The sequence below is a fragment of the Variovorax sp. GW460-12-1-14-LB1 genome (assembly GCF_059423605.1).
Genome location: NZ_JBWKYF010000116.1, coordinates 1 through 13,240 on the forward strand (window position 1 = coordinate 1; position 13,240 = coordinate 13,240).

Consider the following 13,240-nt stretch of genomic DNA (forward strand, 5'->3'; position numbering starts at 1 on the left):
GGGTAGGGTTTTACGTGGGTCAGTCTTAGACGGAAATTACTGCGTTAACTGGGTCAAATTTCGGCGGCAATCAACAGGTTCGTACAAATACGTGATCGTCTCGCTTCATCCGGAAATTCTTTCTCATGCGTCGGAGATATTGGTGCTCAGCATTGACGAATTCGATCTCTGGATGGCTGCCGGGTGCGAACCAGAAAACTTCGAGGATTTCTACCAAAGGCACTATCAACCAAGCACCTCCCCTATGTCGGAGGAGGAGATGCTTGAGCTACACAGAGAAGGATTTACTTTGATGCGCCCGCTTCGTTGAGCCCATGCTCTTGGTCGTTTGGGATGCACCGAGACGTGGTACCTTCTTTGAAGATGCTGCTTGTGCTTGAGCCGTGAGCATCCAAAGATCACCGTAAACCAACCGGACGAGGAGCCATTCGATGGAGCGATCGCATCGTTAGAGCGGATTCTGTAGCTGTCTCGCATTTCGTCTTGTCCGACTTGTCGTAGCCCCGCTACGACAAGTCGAACAAATCAAAGCGCGTGACCGCTGAGAAGCTCACCTCTGCGGCATGTCCTTCACCGAGTACCCCAGGCTCACAGTCGCATCCTCCGGAATCCCCGGCATCGTCGCATTCCACGCCTGCCACTGCGCCCGCATCGCCTCCAGCCGCTGCGGCTCCTTCTTCCCCAGGTTCGCGCGTTCGCGCTCATCGGCCGGAATGTTGAACAGGTACTCGTTGCCGTCGACCTTCAGGTACTTCCAGTCGCCGTCGCGCATGGCTTCCTGGCCGCGGTGGTTCATGCGCCAGTGCAGGGGGCGGCGGAAGGTGTGGGTGGCGTCTTTCAGCACGGGCATGAGCGACACGCCATCGAGCGGGTACGCCGCGTCGGCCTTCACGCCGGCGGCGTCGAGCATGGTGGCCGACCAGTCCATGGTCATGCACAGCTGGGTGCTCTCGCCGCCCTTGGCGATCACCTTGGGCCAGTGCGCAATCCATGGCACGCGGATGCCGCCTTCGGTCAGGTCCATCTTGCCGCCGACCAGCGGCCAGTTGTCCGAGAAGCGCTCGCCGCCGTTGTCGCTGGTGAACACGACGAGGGTGTTGTCGGCCATGCCGTGCTTTTCGAGCGCGGCCATGATCCAGCCGATGCCCTCGTCCATGTGATGGATCATGCGGCGGTACACATGGATGTTGCCGCCCGACAGGTCGAACAGGTTGTCCTTCACGAGCGGCGCCTTGTCGGCGTCGTCGCGGGTTTCCCACGGCCAGTGGGGGGCGGTGTAGTGCAGGCTCAGGAAGAAGGGCGCCTCTTGCGTGGCCATGCGTTCGACGTAGTCGACGGCGCGCTTGGACAGCACATCGGTCAGGTAGCCCTCGTCGTCCTTGTGTTCTTCTTCGCCGTACCAGAGGTCGTGGCGGCCGGCCGAGTCGCAGTGGGTGAAGTAGTCGACACCGCCCGACATGGGGCCGAAGAATTCTTCATACCCCGAGCGCAGCGGGCCGAAGCTGGGCGGGTAGCCCAGGTGCCACTTGCCGATGAGCGCGGTCTTGTAGCCGCTGTCTTTCAGCAGCGACGGCAGGGTGGGGTGCTCGGTGGGCAGGCCCAGCGTGGTGCTGCCGCGGCTGCGGCTGTTGATGGGCTCTTCGGCCGCGCCGCGCAGGCGGTACTGATACCGCGCGGTGATCATCGCGAAGCGCGTGGGCGAGCACACGGGCGAATTCGAATAACCCTGCGTGAGCTTCAAACCGTTGGCGGCCAGGCCGTCGAGCACGGGCGACACGCGGCCAAAAGGCGCCTCGCGGCCGCCGTAGCAGCCGAGGTCGGCATAGCCGAGGTCGTCGGCCACGATGAAGATGATGTTGGGGCGGGTGCTGCGTGTCGTCATAAGTCGCTGAGAGGTTTTTCGATCAGGGCTGGTAGCCGGATTTCTGCACCACGGGCGCCCATTGCGCCTTGTAGGCCTTGAGCATCGCGGCGGTCTGCGCCTGGGTGCTCACCACCGGCGTCATGCCGGCGTCCTTGAACTTGCGTTGGGTGTCGGGGTCTTGCATCACGGCGTGGATGGTGGTGGCCAGGCGTTCGACCTTGTCCTTGGGCATGGTGGCCGGCGCGAAGAAGGTGTTCCAGCCGGTGGCGGCGAGGTCGAGGCCGGCTTCCTTGAAGGTCGGAATGGTGGGCGCGAAGGGCGAGCGCTTTTCGCCCGACAGCGCCAGGATGCGCAGCTTGCCGGCGGTGTGCTGGGGCAGCACGACGTCTTCGGTGTCGACGGCAATGGGCACCTGGCCACCGATCAAGTCATTCAGCAGCGGGGCGGAGCCGCGGTAGCCGATCACCTGGGTCTGTACCTTGGCCTTCTCGCCCACCATGAGGCCGAAGAAGTGCGGCAGGCTGCCGGTGGCGGGCACGCCCACGTTGGCCTGCTGCGGGTTGGCGCGCATCCATGCGAGCAAATGGTTCAGCTCGCGCACCGGCAGGGTGGGCGACACGGCCAGCGCAAAGTCGTAGGCGTTGACGTGCGACACGGGTACGAAGTCGCGCTCGGCGTCGTAGCCGTTGTCCTTGAAGACGAGCGGCGCCACCACCATCACGGCGGGGTTGGCGAGCATCAGCACGTTCTGGTTGGCGGGCGTGGCCTTGGCCTGCTGCGCGGCCAGGCGGCCGCCCGCGCCGGGCTTGTTGTCGACGATCACGGGCACGCCGAGCTGGGCCGCGAGCTTGTCGCCCACGATGCGCGCCACGCGGTCGGTGGCGCCGCCGGGCGCGTAGCCGACGACGATGCGCAGCGGGCTGTCGAGCGGGGCCTGCGCGCGTGCGAGCGTGGGGGCGGCCATGGCCGCCACGAGGCCGGCCATGGCCAGCACGGCGGCGAGGCGACGGCGGGCCGGGTTGAAGGAAGAAGCGAAAGCGGGGAGGGCGCGCGGGATCATGAAGGGTGTGTCCTTGTTGTCGATCGGTCGGTCAGTCATTGGCCTGGAAGTTCACGGCCTTCATGATGCCGGCCCAACGGGCAATGTCTTCGCGCATGGTCTTCACGAGCGCCTCGGGGCCGTCGGCCACGGGGTACATGCCGTTCTGCAGCAGCAGCTGGCGCACGTCGCGGCTGTTCACGGCGCGGATGATTTCGGTGCGCAGTTTCTCGGCGGTGGCGGGCGGCGTCTTCAGCGGCGCGTAGTAGGCGAACCACGCGGTGGCCACCACGTCCTTGTAGCCGCTCTCCACGAAGCTGGGCAGCTGCGGCATGAGCGGCGAGCGCTTGTCGCCGCTGGTGGCCAGCACCTTCACGCGGCCGGTGGGCAGCATCTGCTGCGCGCCGCCGATGGTGTCGAAGTACACGGGCACGGTGCCGCCCATCACGTCCTGGCGCGCGGGCGTGGAGCCGCGGTAGGGCACGTGCACCATCTTCAGGCCGGCCGCGCGGTTGAGCATTTCGCCCAGAAAGTGCGAGGGCGTGCCGGCGCCGTACGAGCCGAAGCTCACCTTGTCGCCCTGCGCCTTGGCCCAGGTGATGAACTCGGCCAGCGTGTTGGCGGGCACGTCCTTGTGCACGGTGAGCGCCAGCTCGAAGCGCGCGGCGTTCACCAGCGGCACGAAGTCCTTGATCGGGTCGTACGACAGGTTGCGGTAGGCGCTGGGGAACATGGTCATCATGCTCGCGGTGCCCAGCAGCAGGGTGTGGCCGTCGGGCGGCGCGGTCTTCACGGCGTCCACGGCAATGCGGCCGGCCGCACCCGAGCGGTTGTCGATGATGAGCGGGCCGAGCGAATCGCGCACCTGGTGGGCAATGGCGCGGGTCAGCACGTCCTGCGTGCCGCCGGCGGGCACGCCGATGAGCACCTTGATCGGCTGGCCGGGGGTGAAGGCGGCGGGCTGCTGCTGCGCGAACGCAAGCGGTGCGAAGGATGCAAGGGGTGCAAGGGCCAGCCCGCCAAGGGTGGTCAGGGTGCGGCGGCGGGTCGGGTCGGGAAGCTGGGGCATCGTCAATCTCTCCGGGGTCTCGTTCGGCGTTCGGCAGGGTCTGTGCGTGGCCGGGGCGGGTGGCCGCGGCTGCGGACGATTCTGGAGACGCTACATTCGATTGATCAAATCAACCATCGCCCGGATTTACCCGGCCTTTCGAGACCCCGCCCCATGACTGCCGAAGACGCCGCCACCCCGCCGCGCCGCCCGCTGGACGACCTGCTGCTGTACCGGCTGTCGCGCCTGCTCGCGGTGGCGGGCAGCATGGTGATCCGGTTGTGCGAGGGCCGCTTCGGCATCACGCGGCGCGAGTGGCGCCTGATCGCGGTGCTGGCCAGCCGGGGCGAGCTGGGCTCGTCGCAACTGGCCGAGCATGCGCAGCTGGACCGGGCGCGCACCTCCAAGGCGGTGGGCTCGCTGGTGGCCAAGCGGCTGGTGTCGCGCACGGCGCTGGCGGGCGACCGGCGGCAGGTGCGGCTGGGCCTCACGGCGACGGGGCAGGCGCTGTACGACGAACTCTTTCCGCTGGTGACGCGCATCAACGCCGAGCTGATGGGCACGCTCGACGCAGACGATGCCGCGCGCTTCGACGACGCGCTGCACCGGCTGCAGGCGCACGCCGAAACCATGGTGGCGCAGGCGGTGCTGCCCAAGGCCGACCGGGGGCGCCATGCGGCGGCGGCTGCTGCGGCAGCAGGCAACGGCAAGAAGAACAGCACGGCGCGCAGCGGCAAGGCCGTCAGTCCACCTTCATCCCGGTCGCCTTGACGATGCGGCCGTAGCGCGCCTGCGCCGTGGCCAGGCGCGCGGTGGCGGCGGCATCGGTTTCGGCCAGCGGCACCATGTCGAGCGAGGCCAGGCGGGCCTTCAGTTCGGGCAGGGCCAGCGCCTTGTGCAGCGCCTGGCGCAGGGTCTGCATCACGGGCTCGGGCGTGGCGGCCGGCACCATGGCGAGGTAGAGCACTTCGAACTCCAGGTCCTTCAGGCCCAGCTCGCCCACGGTGGGCACCTCGGGCAGCAGCGGCGCGCGCTGGCGGCCGGTGACGGCCAGGGCGCGCAGCTTGCCGCCCTGGATCTGCGGCAGCACGCCGGGCGTGGCGACGATGCCGGCCTGCACCTCGTTGCTGAGCATGGCCATCACGGCCGGGGCGTTGCCCTTGTAGGGCACGTGCACGATCTTCGCGCCCGTGGCGCTCGCGAAGATCTCGGCGGCAATGTGGCCCGGGCTGCCGTTGCCGGCCGAGCTGAAGGTGGCGGGCTCGGCCTTGGCCTGCGCGATGAAGTCGGGCAGCGTCCTGGCCTTCACCGAGGCGGCGGTGGTGAAGCTCAGGCCCGACGAGCTGAAGATCATCAGCGGCTTGAGGTCCTTGGCCGCGAAGGGCATCGACGCGTACAGGTGCGGGTTGACGGTGAAGGTGCTGTCGATGCCCAGCAGCACGGTGTAGCCGTCGGCCGGGCTCTTGGCCACGGCCTCGGCGCCGATGTTGCCGCCCGCGCCGGGGCGGTTGTCGACCACGAAGGGCTGCTTCAGGTCTTTCTGTAGCGCATCGGCCAGCGCGCGCCCGAGGATGTCGATGGGGCCGCCGGCCGGGAAGTTGACGAGGAACTTCACGGGCTTGGCGGGGTAGCTCGCCTGGGCCTGCGCGGCCGGCGCGGCGAGGCCGAGGGCCAGCGCGGCGCAGGCGGCGGCGAGCGTGAGGCGGCGGCGCGTGCCGAAGGAAGAGGAAGGCTTCGAGGAAAAAATCGTGGTCATGGGCTGCTTTGTCTGTCTCCGTATCCACGGCACTCTAGAAGGCTGCGCGGCGCGGCACAACTGAAGTCTCTTCCGCCAGCTATTCCCTCTGGTTATTTTTGAAAGCACGTCGCCCCACCGGCTTCGAGGAGAACCGCATGTCAGCCATGAACTTTGAGCGCCTGAAGATGCGCCACCTGCAATGCCTGGTCATGGTGGCGCAGGAGCGCAACCTGGTGCGCGCGGCCGAGGCGCTGTCGCTCACGCAGCCGGCGGTGTCGAAGACGGTGGCCGAGCTCGAAGAGATCGTGGGCCGCCAGTTGCTGCTGCGCCGCCGCCGCGGCGTGGAGCTCACGCCGGCCGCCGAGGTGCTGGTGCGGCACGCCGTGTCGGCGCTGCGCGGCCTGCGCGAAGGCCTGGGCCTGGCCATGGACCAGCCCGAGGCCGACCAGTTGCGCGTGGCGGTCGGCGCCTTGCCCAACATGGCGGCGCACCTGTTGCCCGAAGCCGTCGCGCGGCTGCATGCGGCGCACCCGGCGATGCGCGTGCGCGTGGTGAGCGGCACCAACGCGCAGCTCATGACGCAGCTGCGCCAGGGTGAAATCGACCTCGTGCTCGGCCGGCTGGCGCAGGCCTCGGCCATGGCCGACCTGGCCTTCGAGCAGCTGTACAGCGAGGTGCTGCTGCTGGTGGTGCGCCCCGGCCATCCGCTGGCCTCGCGGCGCAAGCCCACGCTCGATGCGCTGGCCGCCTACCCGCTGGTGCTGCCGGTGTCGGGCACGCTGATCCGGCACACGGCCGACGCCTTCCTCATCGCGCAGGGGTTGGCGCTGCCCGCCCGGTTGGTGGAAGCGACCGACACCAGCTTTGCGGTGGGCCTGCTGCAACGCTCCGACGCGGTGTGGTTTGCGCCGCAGGGCGCGGTGGAAGGCTTCGTGGCGCGCGGCGAACTCAAGCGCGTGGCCATCGACACGGCGAGCACCGAAGGCCCGGTGGGCGTGACCGTGCGGCGCGGCGCCGAGACGGGCGAGGGCGCGCGCCTGCTGCTGGACACCATCCGGGGCATTGCGGCCACGCGCGCTGCCTGAAGGGTTTCTTCAGGCTTCCTTCAGAATAGATCGAGCGCTCGGTCTAATAATTCGGGCATGACCGAATTCCGCGAGAACCACCGTGCGCAAAGTTGACCCCGAACGTCAGCAGGCCAAGCGCCGCCAGATCCTGGAGGCCGCGGGCGACTGCTTTGCGCGGCGCGGCTTCCATGCCACCACCACCGCCGAGATCTGCGCCGCCGCGGGCATGAGCCCCGGCAATCTCTTTCATTACTTTCCCAGCAAGAACGCGATCATCGAGGCCCTGGCCGAAGAGGAGTGGCGCGACACGGCCGCGTACTTCGCCGCGATCGACGACGACCCGCCCGACCCGCTGGAGGTGGTGCTGTCGTTCCTCGACGTGGTGATGGTCTTTGCCTCCGACCGCAGCTATTCGCGGCTGGCGCTGGAGGTGGCGGCCGAGACCCTGCGCAACCCGGTGGTCTGCGCCAGCGTGGCCGCGGGCGACACCGAAATGCGCGACGGCCTCGCGGCCCTGCTGCGCAAGGCGGCGGCGCGCGGGCAGATCGACCCCGAGCTCGACCCCGTGCAATCGGCCAACTGGATCGCCGCGCTCATCGACGGCGTGTTCTCGCGCCTGGCACTCGACACGGGCTTCGACCCCGCGCGCGAGGCGCCCATGCTGCGGCGCGTGGTGGGCCGCTTTCTCGCGAAGCCGGGGCGGGGCACATGAACCCCACTCCAGTAGCGGGCGAGCGCCAGTCGCTCGTCGATGCGTTGCGCGGCTTTGCGCTCTTGGGCATCCTGGTCGTGAACATCGCGGCCTTTGCCTCGCCGTACTACGGCCAGCCGCTGCCCGACCCGATGATGCGTTCGGGGCTGGACCGCGTGGCGGCCTTTGCCGTCGCGTTCCTGTTCGAGACCAAGTTCTACCTGCTGTTCTCGTTCCTGTTCGGCTACAGCTTCACGCTGCAGATGCAGTCGGCGCAGCGCAGCGGCAAGCCCTTCGTGCCGCGCCTGGCGCGCCGGCTGGTGGCGCTGTGGTGCATCGGCGCGCTGCATGCGGTGCTGCTGTTCCATGGCGACATCCTCACGACCTACGCGGTGCTCGGCGCCGTGCTGCTGGCGCTGCGCCACCAGAGCGACGCGGTGCTGGCGCGCTGGGCGCTGCGGCTGGTGCTGGCGACCGCGCTGGTGTGGGGTGCCATCGGCATGCTCGCGATGCTGGGCGGCCCGGCGACCGAAGACGTTCTTCGCACCGCGAGGGCCGACGCGGCCTCGGCGCTCGCGGCCTACCGCGGCACGGCGGCGACGGTCATCCGCCAGCATCTGCGCGAGCTGTCGCAGGTGTGGATCGTGCTCGGGCTGGTCCAGGCGCCGATGGCGCTGGCGATGTTCTTCGCGGGCGTCATCGAGGGCCGCCGCAACCTGTTCGCGCGGGCCGACCGCTACCGGCCGCTGTTCAAGCGCCTGCTGGTGCCCGGCCTGGTGCTGGGGCTGCCGGGCGCGGCCGTGTATGCGTGGACCGCGTCCGTCGTGCCGGGCTCGCGCTGGGACGTGCTCGGCCTGGCGGTCGGCGTCTTCACCTCGCCGCTGCTCACGGCGACGTATGTGGGCGCGATGATGCTGCTGTTCCAGTCGCGCTGGGGCGGCTGGCTGGCGCAGGCGCTCGCACCGGCGGGGCGCATGGCGCTGTCGAACTACCTGCTGCAGTCGGCGGTGTGCGCGTGGCTCTTCCTGGCGTATGGGCTGCGGCTCATCGGCGAGCTCGGGCCGTTCATGAGCCTGATGGTCGCCTTCGGCATCTTCGGCGCGCAGATGCTGGTCAGCCGCTGGTGGCTGGCACGCTTTGCGTACGGCCCGGTGGAGTGGGTGCTGCGCGCCTTCACCAACCTCGAATGGCCCGCCCTGCGGCGTATGCAACGGTCACGTTGAACGACGAGAATGCCCTCGTTCCAACGAGGAGGATGCGCCGATGAGTTCCATGGAAGACGTGTGGGCCTACCGCGAAGAGACGCTCTACCCGCGCCTGTTCGGCCCCGAGCGCACCGGCATCTACGTGCTGGACTTCGATGACTTCAAGGCGCTGGGCGCCGAAGACGTCGATCCGCGCTGGCTGCACCTGGGCGTGTTCGAATTCGCGCCCACGCCCGTGCGCAACACCTGGCTGTACGTGACCTCGGGCGGCTCCACGCCCTGGGAAACGGAACCGGCCGACTACGACCCGGAAGACTATTCGTGGATCGGCTCCGAGCTGGTCATCGAAGTGCCGTCGCAGCCGCAGGACCAATGGGCCATCAAGCTGCTGCGCCGCCTGCTCGCCTACAACGTGCTGCTCGCGCACTCGCACTTCGGTGAGGACAAGCAGCCCTTCGACTACGGCGACCGCATTCCCGTCGGCGAAGCGATCCGCGAGAAGGGCACCGTGGCCCTGCGCCATGTGGTGCTGATGGAGCCGAAGCACTACCCCGCGACGGCGCAGCTCGACTCGGGCCGCTTCGACTTCCTGCACCTCGTCGGCATCAACGATTCCGAACGCGACTGGGCCAAGGCCCACAGCTCCGAGGCGCTGCTGCGCCTGCTCGAAGTGCATGGCGGCACGCCCGTGACCGACGCGCGACGCAAGGCGGTCGTTTGAGCCGCGCCAAAGGTGCGGCCGTCGCCGGCGGTGCCGAGCGTTCGCACGGGCGAGCGCTCGAGCTGGCCGAGTCGCTGGGCGCGATGGGCCCCATCGAGGTCAAGCGCTTCTTCGGCGGCTTCGGCCTCGTGCAGGCCGGCGTGCAGTTCGCCTTCGTGATGAAGGGCACGCTGTACCTGCGCGTGGACGACGCCACCCGGCCGGACTTCGAGCGCCTGGGCGCGGTGCCGTTCTCGTACGCGACCAGCGCCTCGACTGTGAAGGTCGCGAGCTACTACGAGGCGCCGGTCGATGCGCTCGAAGACCCGCACGCCTTGCGCGACTGGGCGACGAAGGCGCTGGCGAGCGCGCTGGGTGCGCGCAAGCCCGCGCGCCGCAAGCCGGCTGGTTGATTCGTCAACGCGACAGCAACGTCGACAGCTGAAACACCGCAAAGCCCAGCAGCAGCGCGCCCGACAGCTTGTTGATGCCCTGCAGCACGCGCGCGCCGAGCTTGTGCCGCACCATCGACACGATGCTCGACAGCCCCAACCACCACAGCGCCGAGCCGAGGAACACGCCCATCACCATCGTGAGTGCTGCACCGCTGCCGCTGCCCACGTGGCCGCTGCCGAGCGAGGCGAACACGGCGACGAACGACAGGATCGTCATCGGGTTGGCCAGCGTGAGCACGAACACCGACAGCAGCGCCTTCACTGGCGTGGCCGCGTCTTCCGCGGCCCGGGCCTGCGTGGCCGCCGGCGCGCGCAGCAGCTGCACGCCCATCCACGCAAGAAAGGCCGCGCCGCCGAGCGCCAGCGGCACGCGCGCCGCGACCATCGTCGACACCACGGCCGACACCCCGAACGCACCGATGGCGCCATAGCAGGCGTCGGCCAATGCGGCGCCGAGGCCGCTGAGAAAGCCGATCGTGCGGCCATGCGCGAGCGTGCGCTGGATGCACAGCAGGCCGATGGGGCCGACGGGTGCGGCGATCGAGAGGCCGATGACCAGGGCCTTGAGAAAGAGAGCGAAGTCCATGCCGTCGATTGTTCGGCGAGGCCTGCATGGCGAGAATGGCGAAATTCAGGCGCGCAGCATGCCTTGCCTGAAATCGGAAGCGAAATTCTCAATCGGGCCTGAAATCCATGGAAATCGACGCCAAGAACTGGCAGATCCTCGACGTGCTGCAGCAGGACGCGCGCACCTCGCTCACGGCGCTCGCGCGGCAGGTGGCGCTGTCGGTGCCGTCGACCTCCGAGCGCGTGAAGCGCCTCGAAGAGGCCGGCGTCATCGAGGGCTACCGCGCGGTGGTGCCGCCGCGCAAGGCGGGCTACACCGTCACCGCGCTCGTCGGCATCACCACCGCGCAACCCGACAAGGCCCGGCTGCTGAAGCTGCTCGGCAGCCGGCGCGAAGTGCTCGAATGTTTTCACGTCACGGGGCAGGACTCGTACGTGCTGAAGGTGGTCGCGCGCGACATCGAGCACCTCGAATCGTTCGTGAGCAGCATCAACCACCTGGGCGAGACGCGCACCTCGATCGTGATGTCGGTGCCGATCGCGGCGCGCGCGGTGGCGGCGCCGGCGGGCACCGTGCCCGACTGAGGCGCGCTTCTCTCGTCCCAAAAAAATGGTCCGCACCAGGGCGGACCGAATGGACCCGCCTGACGGGCTCCTGGAGAAACGGAACATCCGCGGGCGCAGGGCCGCCCGCGGTCATTCACTCACTTGCTTCCTTGCTTGCGCGTGACAGTCTTCCCTGATCAGAACGAGTGGCGCAGCCCGACGTCGTAGCCCGTCGAGGTCTTGGGCACGAACACCCCGGTGTTCACGAAGGCGGGGCCGCCGACCGTGAGCGCCGCGCCGTTCTTGTTGCTGATGCGCGCGACGGTGGCGTACAGGGCGGTGCGCTTGGACAGGTTGTGGATGTAGCCGATGGCCAGCTTGTTGGCCTTGGGGTCGGCGACCGACGGCGTGAACGGCAGGTTGACGGCGTTGAGGTCGTACTTGACCTGCGAATACGAGGCGCGGATCAGGCCCGGGCCGACGGGCGCGGTCACGCCGATCAGGTAGCCCGTGAGGTCTACGTCCGGCGCGCCGCCGACCAAGGGCGTGACGGCGTAATCGCGCGTTTTCTTGATTCGCGACAATTCGCCGAACAGCTTGACCACGCCGAAATCGTAGGAGCTGCCGAGATTGAAGGTCTTGACGTTGTCGGTGGTGCCTGCATAGAAATTGTCGGCCGCCGTGCTGTTGCCATACGACACGGCCACGTCGAACGGGCCATTGGCATAACCGACTCGCCCGCCCAGGTAGCGGCCTGCGCGCGATGCAGCCGAATTGCCCGAATTGAGTACGCCCGCCGCATTGACGCCGGGCGGCGTTGCCGTGCCGGGGTCGTATTTGGTGTTTTCATGCAGCGCGTACATGAATTGGCCATAAAAGCCTCCCAGATTCTTCGGTAGGAAATAGCCGATCGAATTGCTGGCGCGGTTGTAATTGAGGTCACCGCCGAAGCCGCCCGAGCCGCCGCCGGCGTTCGTGTTGGCGGCGGTGAAGATCAGGCTGCGGCCCACGCCGACGATGCCGAAGGGGTCGAACACGATGTCGTTCCAGGCCGTGGGCACGTAGTCGCGGCCCAGGCGCAGTTCACCGAAACCGCCCGACAGGCTGACCGTGGAACGGCGTTGGAAAGTGGTGATGCCGGTCTTGCCGTCGTCGGGGCTGATCGGCGCCTCGAGCCAGAAGCTGGCCGCGAGCCCGCCGCCCAGGTCCTCGGTGCCGCGAAAGCCCAACCGGCTCGTGGAATAGCCGCCCGAGCTCAGCGCGGTCTGGCTCGCGGTGCGCGTGCCTTGGTTCACGTAGAACGGGTTGAACAGCGTGGCGCCGTTCATGTCCTGCGATTTGGACGAGTAATTGCTGATGCCCGTGTCCACCACGCCGAACAGCGTGACGGAAGACTGCGCATTGGCGAACCCGACACCGAACAGTGCGGCGGCCGTGAGGAATTGTCTTTTCATTGTTGCCCTTGAATTGAATATGAAATTCATCGCCCCCACGCACCGCGTTGGAGCTCCGGTTCGGCGTGCGGAAATACCTTCAATTGATTTCTTCTGCCTTCCGCATGGTTCATGCGTCTGGGCAAATCATATCGATCGATTGCGACAGGAAAAGACCGAAGCCGCCTTTTTCAATTACGTTTTCCGTGCAGCCGGGTTACGAATTGGAAAGCTCCGTTTGCCGCTTGCAGAGAATTGATGAATTGGTCTTCATCCTGTCGTTTTTGTAATTGAACCGTTCGCGCGGCGACGGTCCGAATTTCTAGCGTGTCGGCATGGCGAAGCAAAACCGCCATCGCCGAAGCGGGTGGTCCTCTTCGGCGTTCAACGAAGGAGATGACACATGACGAACAGGAAGATGGCCTTTGCGCTGGCGGCGGTGGCTGCCGCAGCGCTCCCGCTGGTGGCCGGCGCGCAAACCAGCCAGCAGCATGTCGAGGGGCCCGCGCATTTCGCGGCGACCGAAGCCGGTATCAAGGAGCACCCCGAAAACGCCGGCCCGGGCAAGACCGACGCCCAGGTGGTGGCCGAGCTGCGCGCCGCGCAGCAAAGCCCCGAGTGGGCCGGCGTGCTGCGCTGGGGCGCACCGATCCCCGTGAAGGCCACGCAACCCCGCACGCGTGCCGAGGTGGTGGCCGAGCTGGAGCGCGCGCAGTCGCAACCGGGCTGGGAGCGCGCCTCGCGGCTGGGGGCGCCGATGGTGCTGCCTGCGGCGGCGCCTGCGCGGTAGGGGGCCGAAAGGCGGCGCCGGTCTGTAGACGATCGGCGCCGCTGCCTTGGTTGATGTCTTCGACCAAGGCGCGAAAAGCTTCCAGGCCTCTTAGGGC

General features: G+C 67.8%; 16 protein-coding genes. 10 read left to right on the forward strand and 6 right to left on the reverse strand.

What is annotated here, in order from left to right; all coding sequences use genetic code 11:
- Window positions 1–310: hypothetical protein (locus AC07Y4_RS31375; RefSeq protein ID WP_495275595.1), on the forward strand; the 310-nt coding region annotated here is incomplete at its 5' end.
- Window positions 311–550: 240 nt separating this feature from the next.
- On the opposite strand, the gene AC07Y4_RS31380 is transcribed toward AC07Y4_RS31375, so the two are convergent.
- The 3 genes from AC07Y4_RS31380 to AC07Y4_RS31390 are packed head-to-tail and all read right to left on the reverse strand — an operon-like array spanning window position 551 to window position 3,972.
- On the reverse strand, window positions 551–1,882 hold the full coding sequence (locus tag AC07Y4_RS31380) for a sulfatase family protein (protein ID WP_159270971.1): 1,332 nt from the start codon (window positions 1,880–1,882) through the stop codon (window positions 551–553).
- Between the two features lie 22 nt (window positions 1,883–1,904).
- Entirely contained in the window at window positions 1,905–2,924 is a 1,020-nt protein-coding gene (locus tag AC07Y4_RS31385) for a Bug family tripartite tricarboxylate transporter substrate binding protein (RefSeq protein WP_495275596.1), read from the reverse strand.
- A 31-nt stretch (window positions 2,925–2,955) separates the two neighbouring features.
- Window positions 2,956–3,972 carry a Bug family tripartite tricarboxylate transporter substrate binding protein gene (locus tag AC07Y4_RS31390; RefSeq protein WP_095746125.1) on the reverse strand — a complete coding sequence of 339 codons (1,017 nt, stop codon included), beginning with the start codon at window positions 3,970–3,972 and terminating at the stop codon, window positions 2,956–2,958.
- A 153-nt stretch (window positions 3,973–4,125) separates the two neighbouring features.
- On the opposite strand from AC07Y4_RS31390, the gene AC07Y4_RS31395 reads away from it, so the two are divergent.
- On the forward strand, window positions 4,126–4,722 hold the full coding sequence (locus tag AC07Y4_RS31395) for a MarR family winged helix-turn-helix transcriptional regulator (protein WP_495275597.1): 597 nt from the start codon (window positions 4,126–4,128) through the stop codon (window positions 4,720–4,722).
- Here the strand turns inward: AC07Y4_RS31395 and AC07Y4_RS31400 are convergent.
- Window positions 4,694–5,707 carry a tripartite tricarboxylate transporter substrate binding protein gene (locus AC07Y4_RS31400; RefSeq protein ID WP_495275598.1) on the reverse strand — a complete coding sequence of 338 codons (1,014 nt, stop codon included), beginning with the start codon at window positions 5,705–5,707 and terminating at the stop codon, window positions 4,694–4,696. The two genes, AC07Y4_RS31395 and AC07Y4_RS31400, sit on opposite strands and share 29 nt — an antisense overlap.
- 137 nt (window positions 5,708–5,844) lie before the next feature.
- Between AC07Y4_RS31400 and pcaQ the strand changes: the two genes are divergently transcribed.
- From pcaQ to AC07Y4_RS31425, 5 genes are all read left to right on the forward strand, one after another.
- Window positions 5,845–6,774 (forward strand): pca operon transcription factor PcaQ, encoded by a 930-nt coding sequence (gene pcaQ / locus AC07Y4_RS31405; protein ID WP_159270974.1) that lies wholly within the window; start codon window positions 5,845–5,847, stop codon window positions 6,772–6,774.
- Between the two features lie 82 nt (window positions 6,775–6,856).
- Entirely contained in the window at window positions 6,857–7,468 is a 612-nt protein-coding gene (locus AC07Y4_RS31410) for a TetR/AcrR family transcriptional regulator (protein ID WP_159270975.1), read from the forward strand.
- On the forward strand, window positions 7,465–8,670 hold the full coding sequence (locus AC07Y4_RS31415) for a DUF418 domain-containing protein (protein ID WP_159270976.1): 1,206 nt from the start codon (window positions 7,465–7,467) through the stop codon (window positions 8,668–8,670). Before AC07Y4_RS31410 ends, AC07Y4_RS31415 begins: the two co-directional genes overlap by 4 nt.
- Window positions 8,671–8,710: 40 nt before the next feature.
- Window positions 8,711–9,373, forward strand: coding sequence for a suppressor of fused domain protein (locus AC07Y4_RS31420; protein WP_159270977.1), 663 nt, complete (start codon window positions 8,711–8,713; stop codon window positions 9,371–9,373).
- 83 nt (window positions 9,374–9,456) lie between these two features.
- Window positions 9,457–9,765 (forward strand): TfoX/Sxy family protein, encoded by a 309-nt coding sequence (locus AC07Y4_RS31425; RefSeq protein WP_159272669.1) that lies wholly within the window; start codon window positions 9,457–9,459, stop codon window positions 9,763–9,765.
- 4 nt (window positions 9,766–9,769) lie between these two features.
- On the opposite strand, the gene AC07Y4_RS31430 is transcribed toward AC07Y4_RS31425, so the two are convergent.
- Window positions 9,770–10,393, reverse strand: a complete 624-nt coding sequence (locus AC07Y4_RS31430; RefSeq protein ID WP_159270978.1) for a LysE/ArgO family amino acid transporter — start codon at window positions 10,391–10,393, stop codon at window positions 9,770–9,772.
- A 107-nt stretch (window positions 10,394–10,500) separates the two neighbouring features.
- On the opposite strand from AC07Y4_RS31430, the gene AC07Y4_RS31435 reads away from it, so the two are divergent.
- Window positions 10,501–10,959: an Lrp/AsnC family transcriptional regulator gene (locus AC07Y4_RS31435; protein WP_095746119.1), complete on the forward strand. Its 459-nt coding sequence runs from the start codon at window positions 10,501–10,503 to the stop codon at window positions 10,957–10,959.
- Window positions 10,960–11,117: 158 nt separating this feature from the next.
- Here the strand turns inward: AC07Y4_RS31435 and AC07Y4_RS31440 are convergent, their stop codons facing one another.
- Window positions 11,118–12,374: a porin gene (locus AC07Y4_RS31440; RefSeq protein WP_159270979.1), complete on the reverse strand. Its 1,257-nt coding sequence runs from the start codon at window positions 12,372–12,374 to the stop codon at window positions 11,118–11,120.
- Between the two features lie 19 nt (window positions 12,375–12,393).
- On the opposite strand from AC07Y4_RS31440, the gene AC07Y4_RS31445 reads away from it, so the two are divergent.
- Together AC07Y4_RS31445 and AC07Y4_RS31450 are read left to right on the forward strand one after the other, a co-directional pair.
- Window positions 12,394–12,612 carry a hypothetical protein gene (locus tag AC07Y4_RS31445; protein WP_495275599.1) on the forward strand — a complete coding sequence of 73 codons (219 nt, stop codon included), beginning with the start codon at window positions 12,394–12,396 and terminating at the stop codon, window positions 12,610–12,612.
- Between the two features lie 144 nt (window positions 12,613–12,756).
- Entirely contained in the window at window positions 12,757–13,143 is a 387-nt protein-coding gene (locus tag AC07Y4_RS31450) for a DUF4148 domain-containing protein (RefSeq protein ID WP_159270981.1), read from the forward strand.
- The last annotated feature ends 97 nt before the right edge of the window (window positions 13,144–13,240 follow it).

What these genes read in the sequence shown, in the direction of transcription:
- AC07Y4_RS31435 (WP_095746119.1), top strand. Translation starts at nt 10,501, where the DNA reads ATGGAAATCGACGCCAAGAACTGGCAGATCCTCGACGTGCTGCAGCAG.
- AC07Y4_RS31415 (WP_159270976.1), top strand. Translation starts at nt 7,465, where the DNA reads ATGAACCCCACTCCAGTAGCGGGCGAGCGCCAGTCGCTCGTCGATGCG.
- AC07Y4_RS31380 (WP_159270971.1), bottom strand. Translation starts at nt 1,882, where the DNA reads ATGACGACACGCAGCACCCGCCCCAACATCATCTTCATCGTGGCCGAC.
- AC07Y4_RS31395 (WP_495275597.1), top strand. Translation starts at nt 4,126, where the DNA reads ATGACTGCCGAAGACGCCGCCACCCCGCCGCGCCGCCCGCTGGACGAC.
- AC07Y4_RS31425 (WP_159272669.1), top strand. Translation starts at nt 9,457, where the DNA reads ATGGGCCCCATCGAGGTCAAGCGCTTCTTCGGCGGCTTCGGCCTCGTG.
- AC07Y4_RS31385 (WP_495275596.1), bottom strand. Translation starts at nt 2,924, where the DNA reads ATGATCCCGCGCGCCCTCCCCGCTTTCGCTTCTTCCTTCAACCCGGCC.
- AC07Y4_RS31400 (WP_495275598.1), bottom strand. Translation starts at nt 5,707, where the DNA reads ATGACCACGATTTTTTCCTCGAAGCCTTCCTCTTCCTTCGGCACGCGC.
- pcaQ (WP_159270974.1), top strand. Translation starts at nt 5,845, where the DNA reads ATGTCAGCCATGAACTTTGAGCGCCTGAAGATGCGCCACCTGCAATGC.
- AC07Y4_RS31445 (WP_495275599.1), top strand. Translation starts at nt 12,394, where the DNA reads ATGAAATTCATCGCCCCCACGCACCGCGTTGGAGCTCCGGTTCGGCGT.
- AC07Y4_RS31420 (WP_159270977.1), top strand. Translation starts at nt 8,711, where the DNA reads ATGAGTTCCATGGAAGACGTGTGGGCCTACCGCGAAGAGACGCTCTAC.
- AC07Y4_RS31450 (WP_159270981.1), top strand. Translation starts at nt 12,757, where the DNA reads ATGACGAACAGGAAGATGGCCTTTGCGCTGGCGGCGGTGGCTGCCGCA.
- AC07Y4_RS31430 (WP_159270978.1), bottom strand. Translation starts at nt 10,393, where the DNA reads ATGGACTTCGCTCTCTTTCTCAAGGCCCTGGTCATCGGCCTCTCGATC.
- AC07Y4_RS31440 (WP_159270979.1), bottom strand. Translation starts at nt 12,374, where the DNA reads ATGAAAAGACAATTCCTCACGGCCGCCGCACTGTTCGGTGTCGGGTTC.
- AC07Y4_RS31390 (WP_095746125.1), bottom strand. Translation starts at nt 3,972, where the DNA reads ATGCCCCAGCTTCCCGACCCGACCCGCCGCCGCACCCTGACCACCCTT.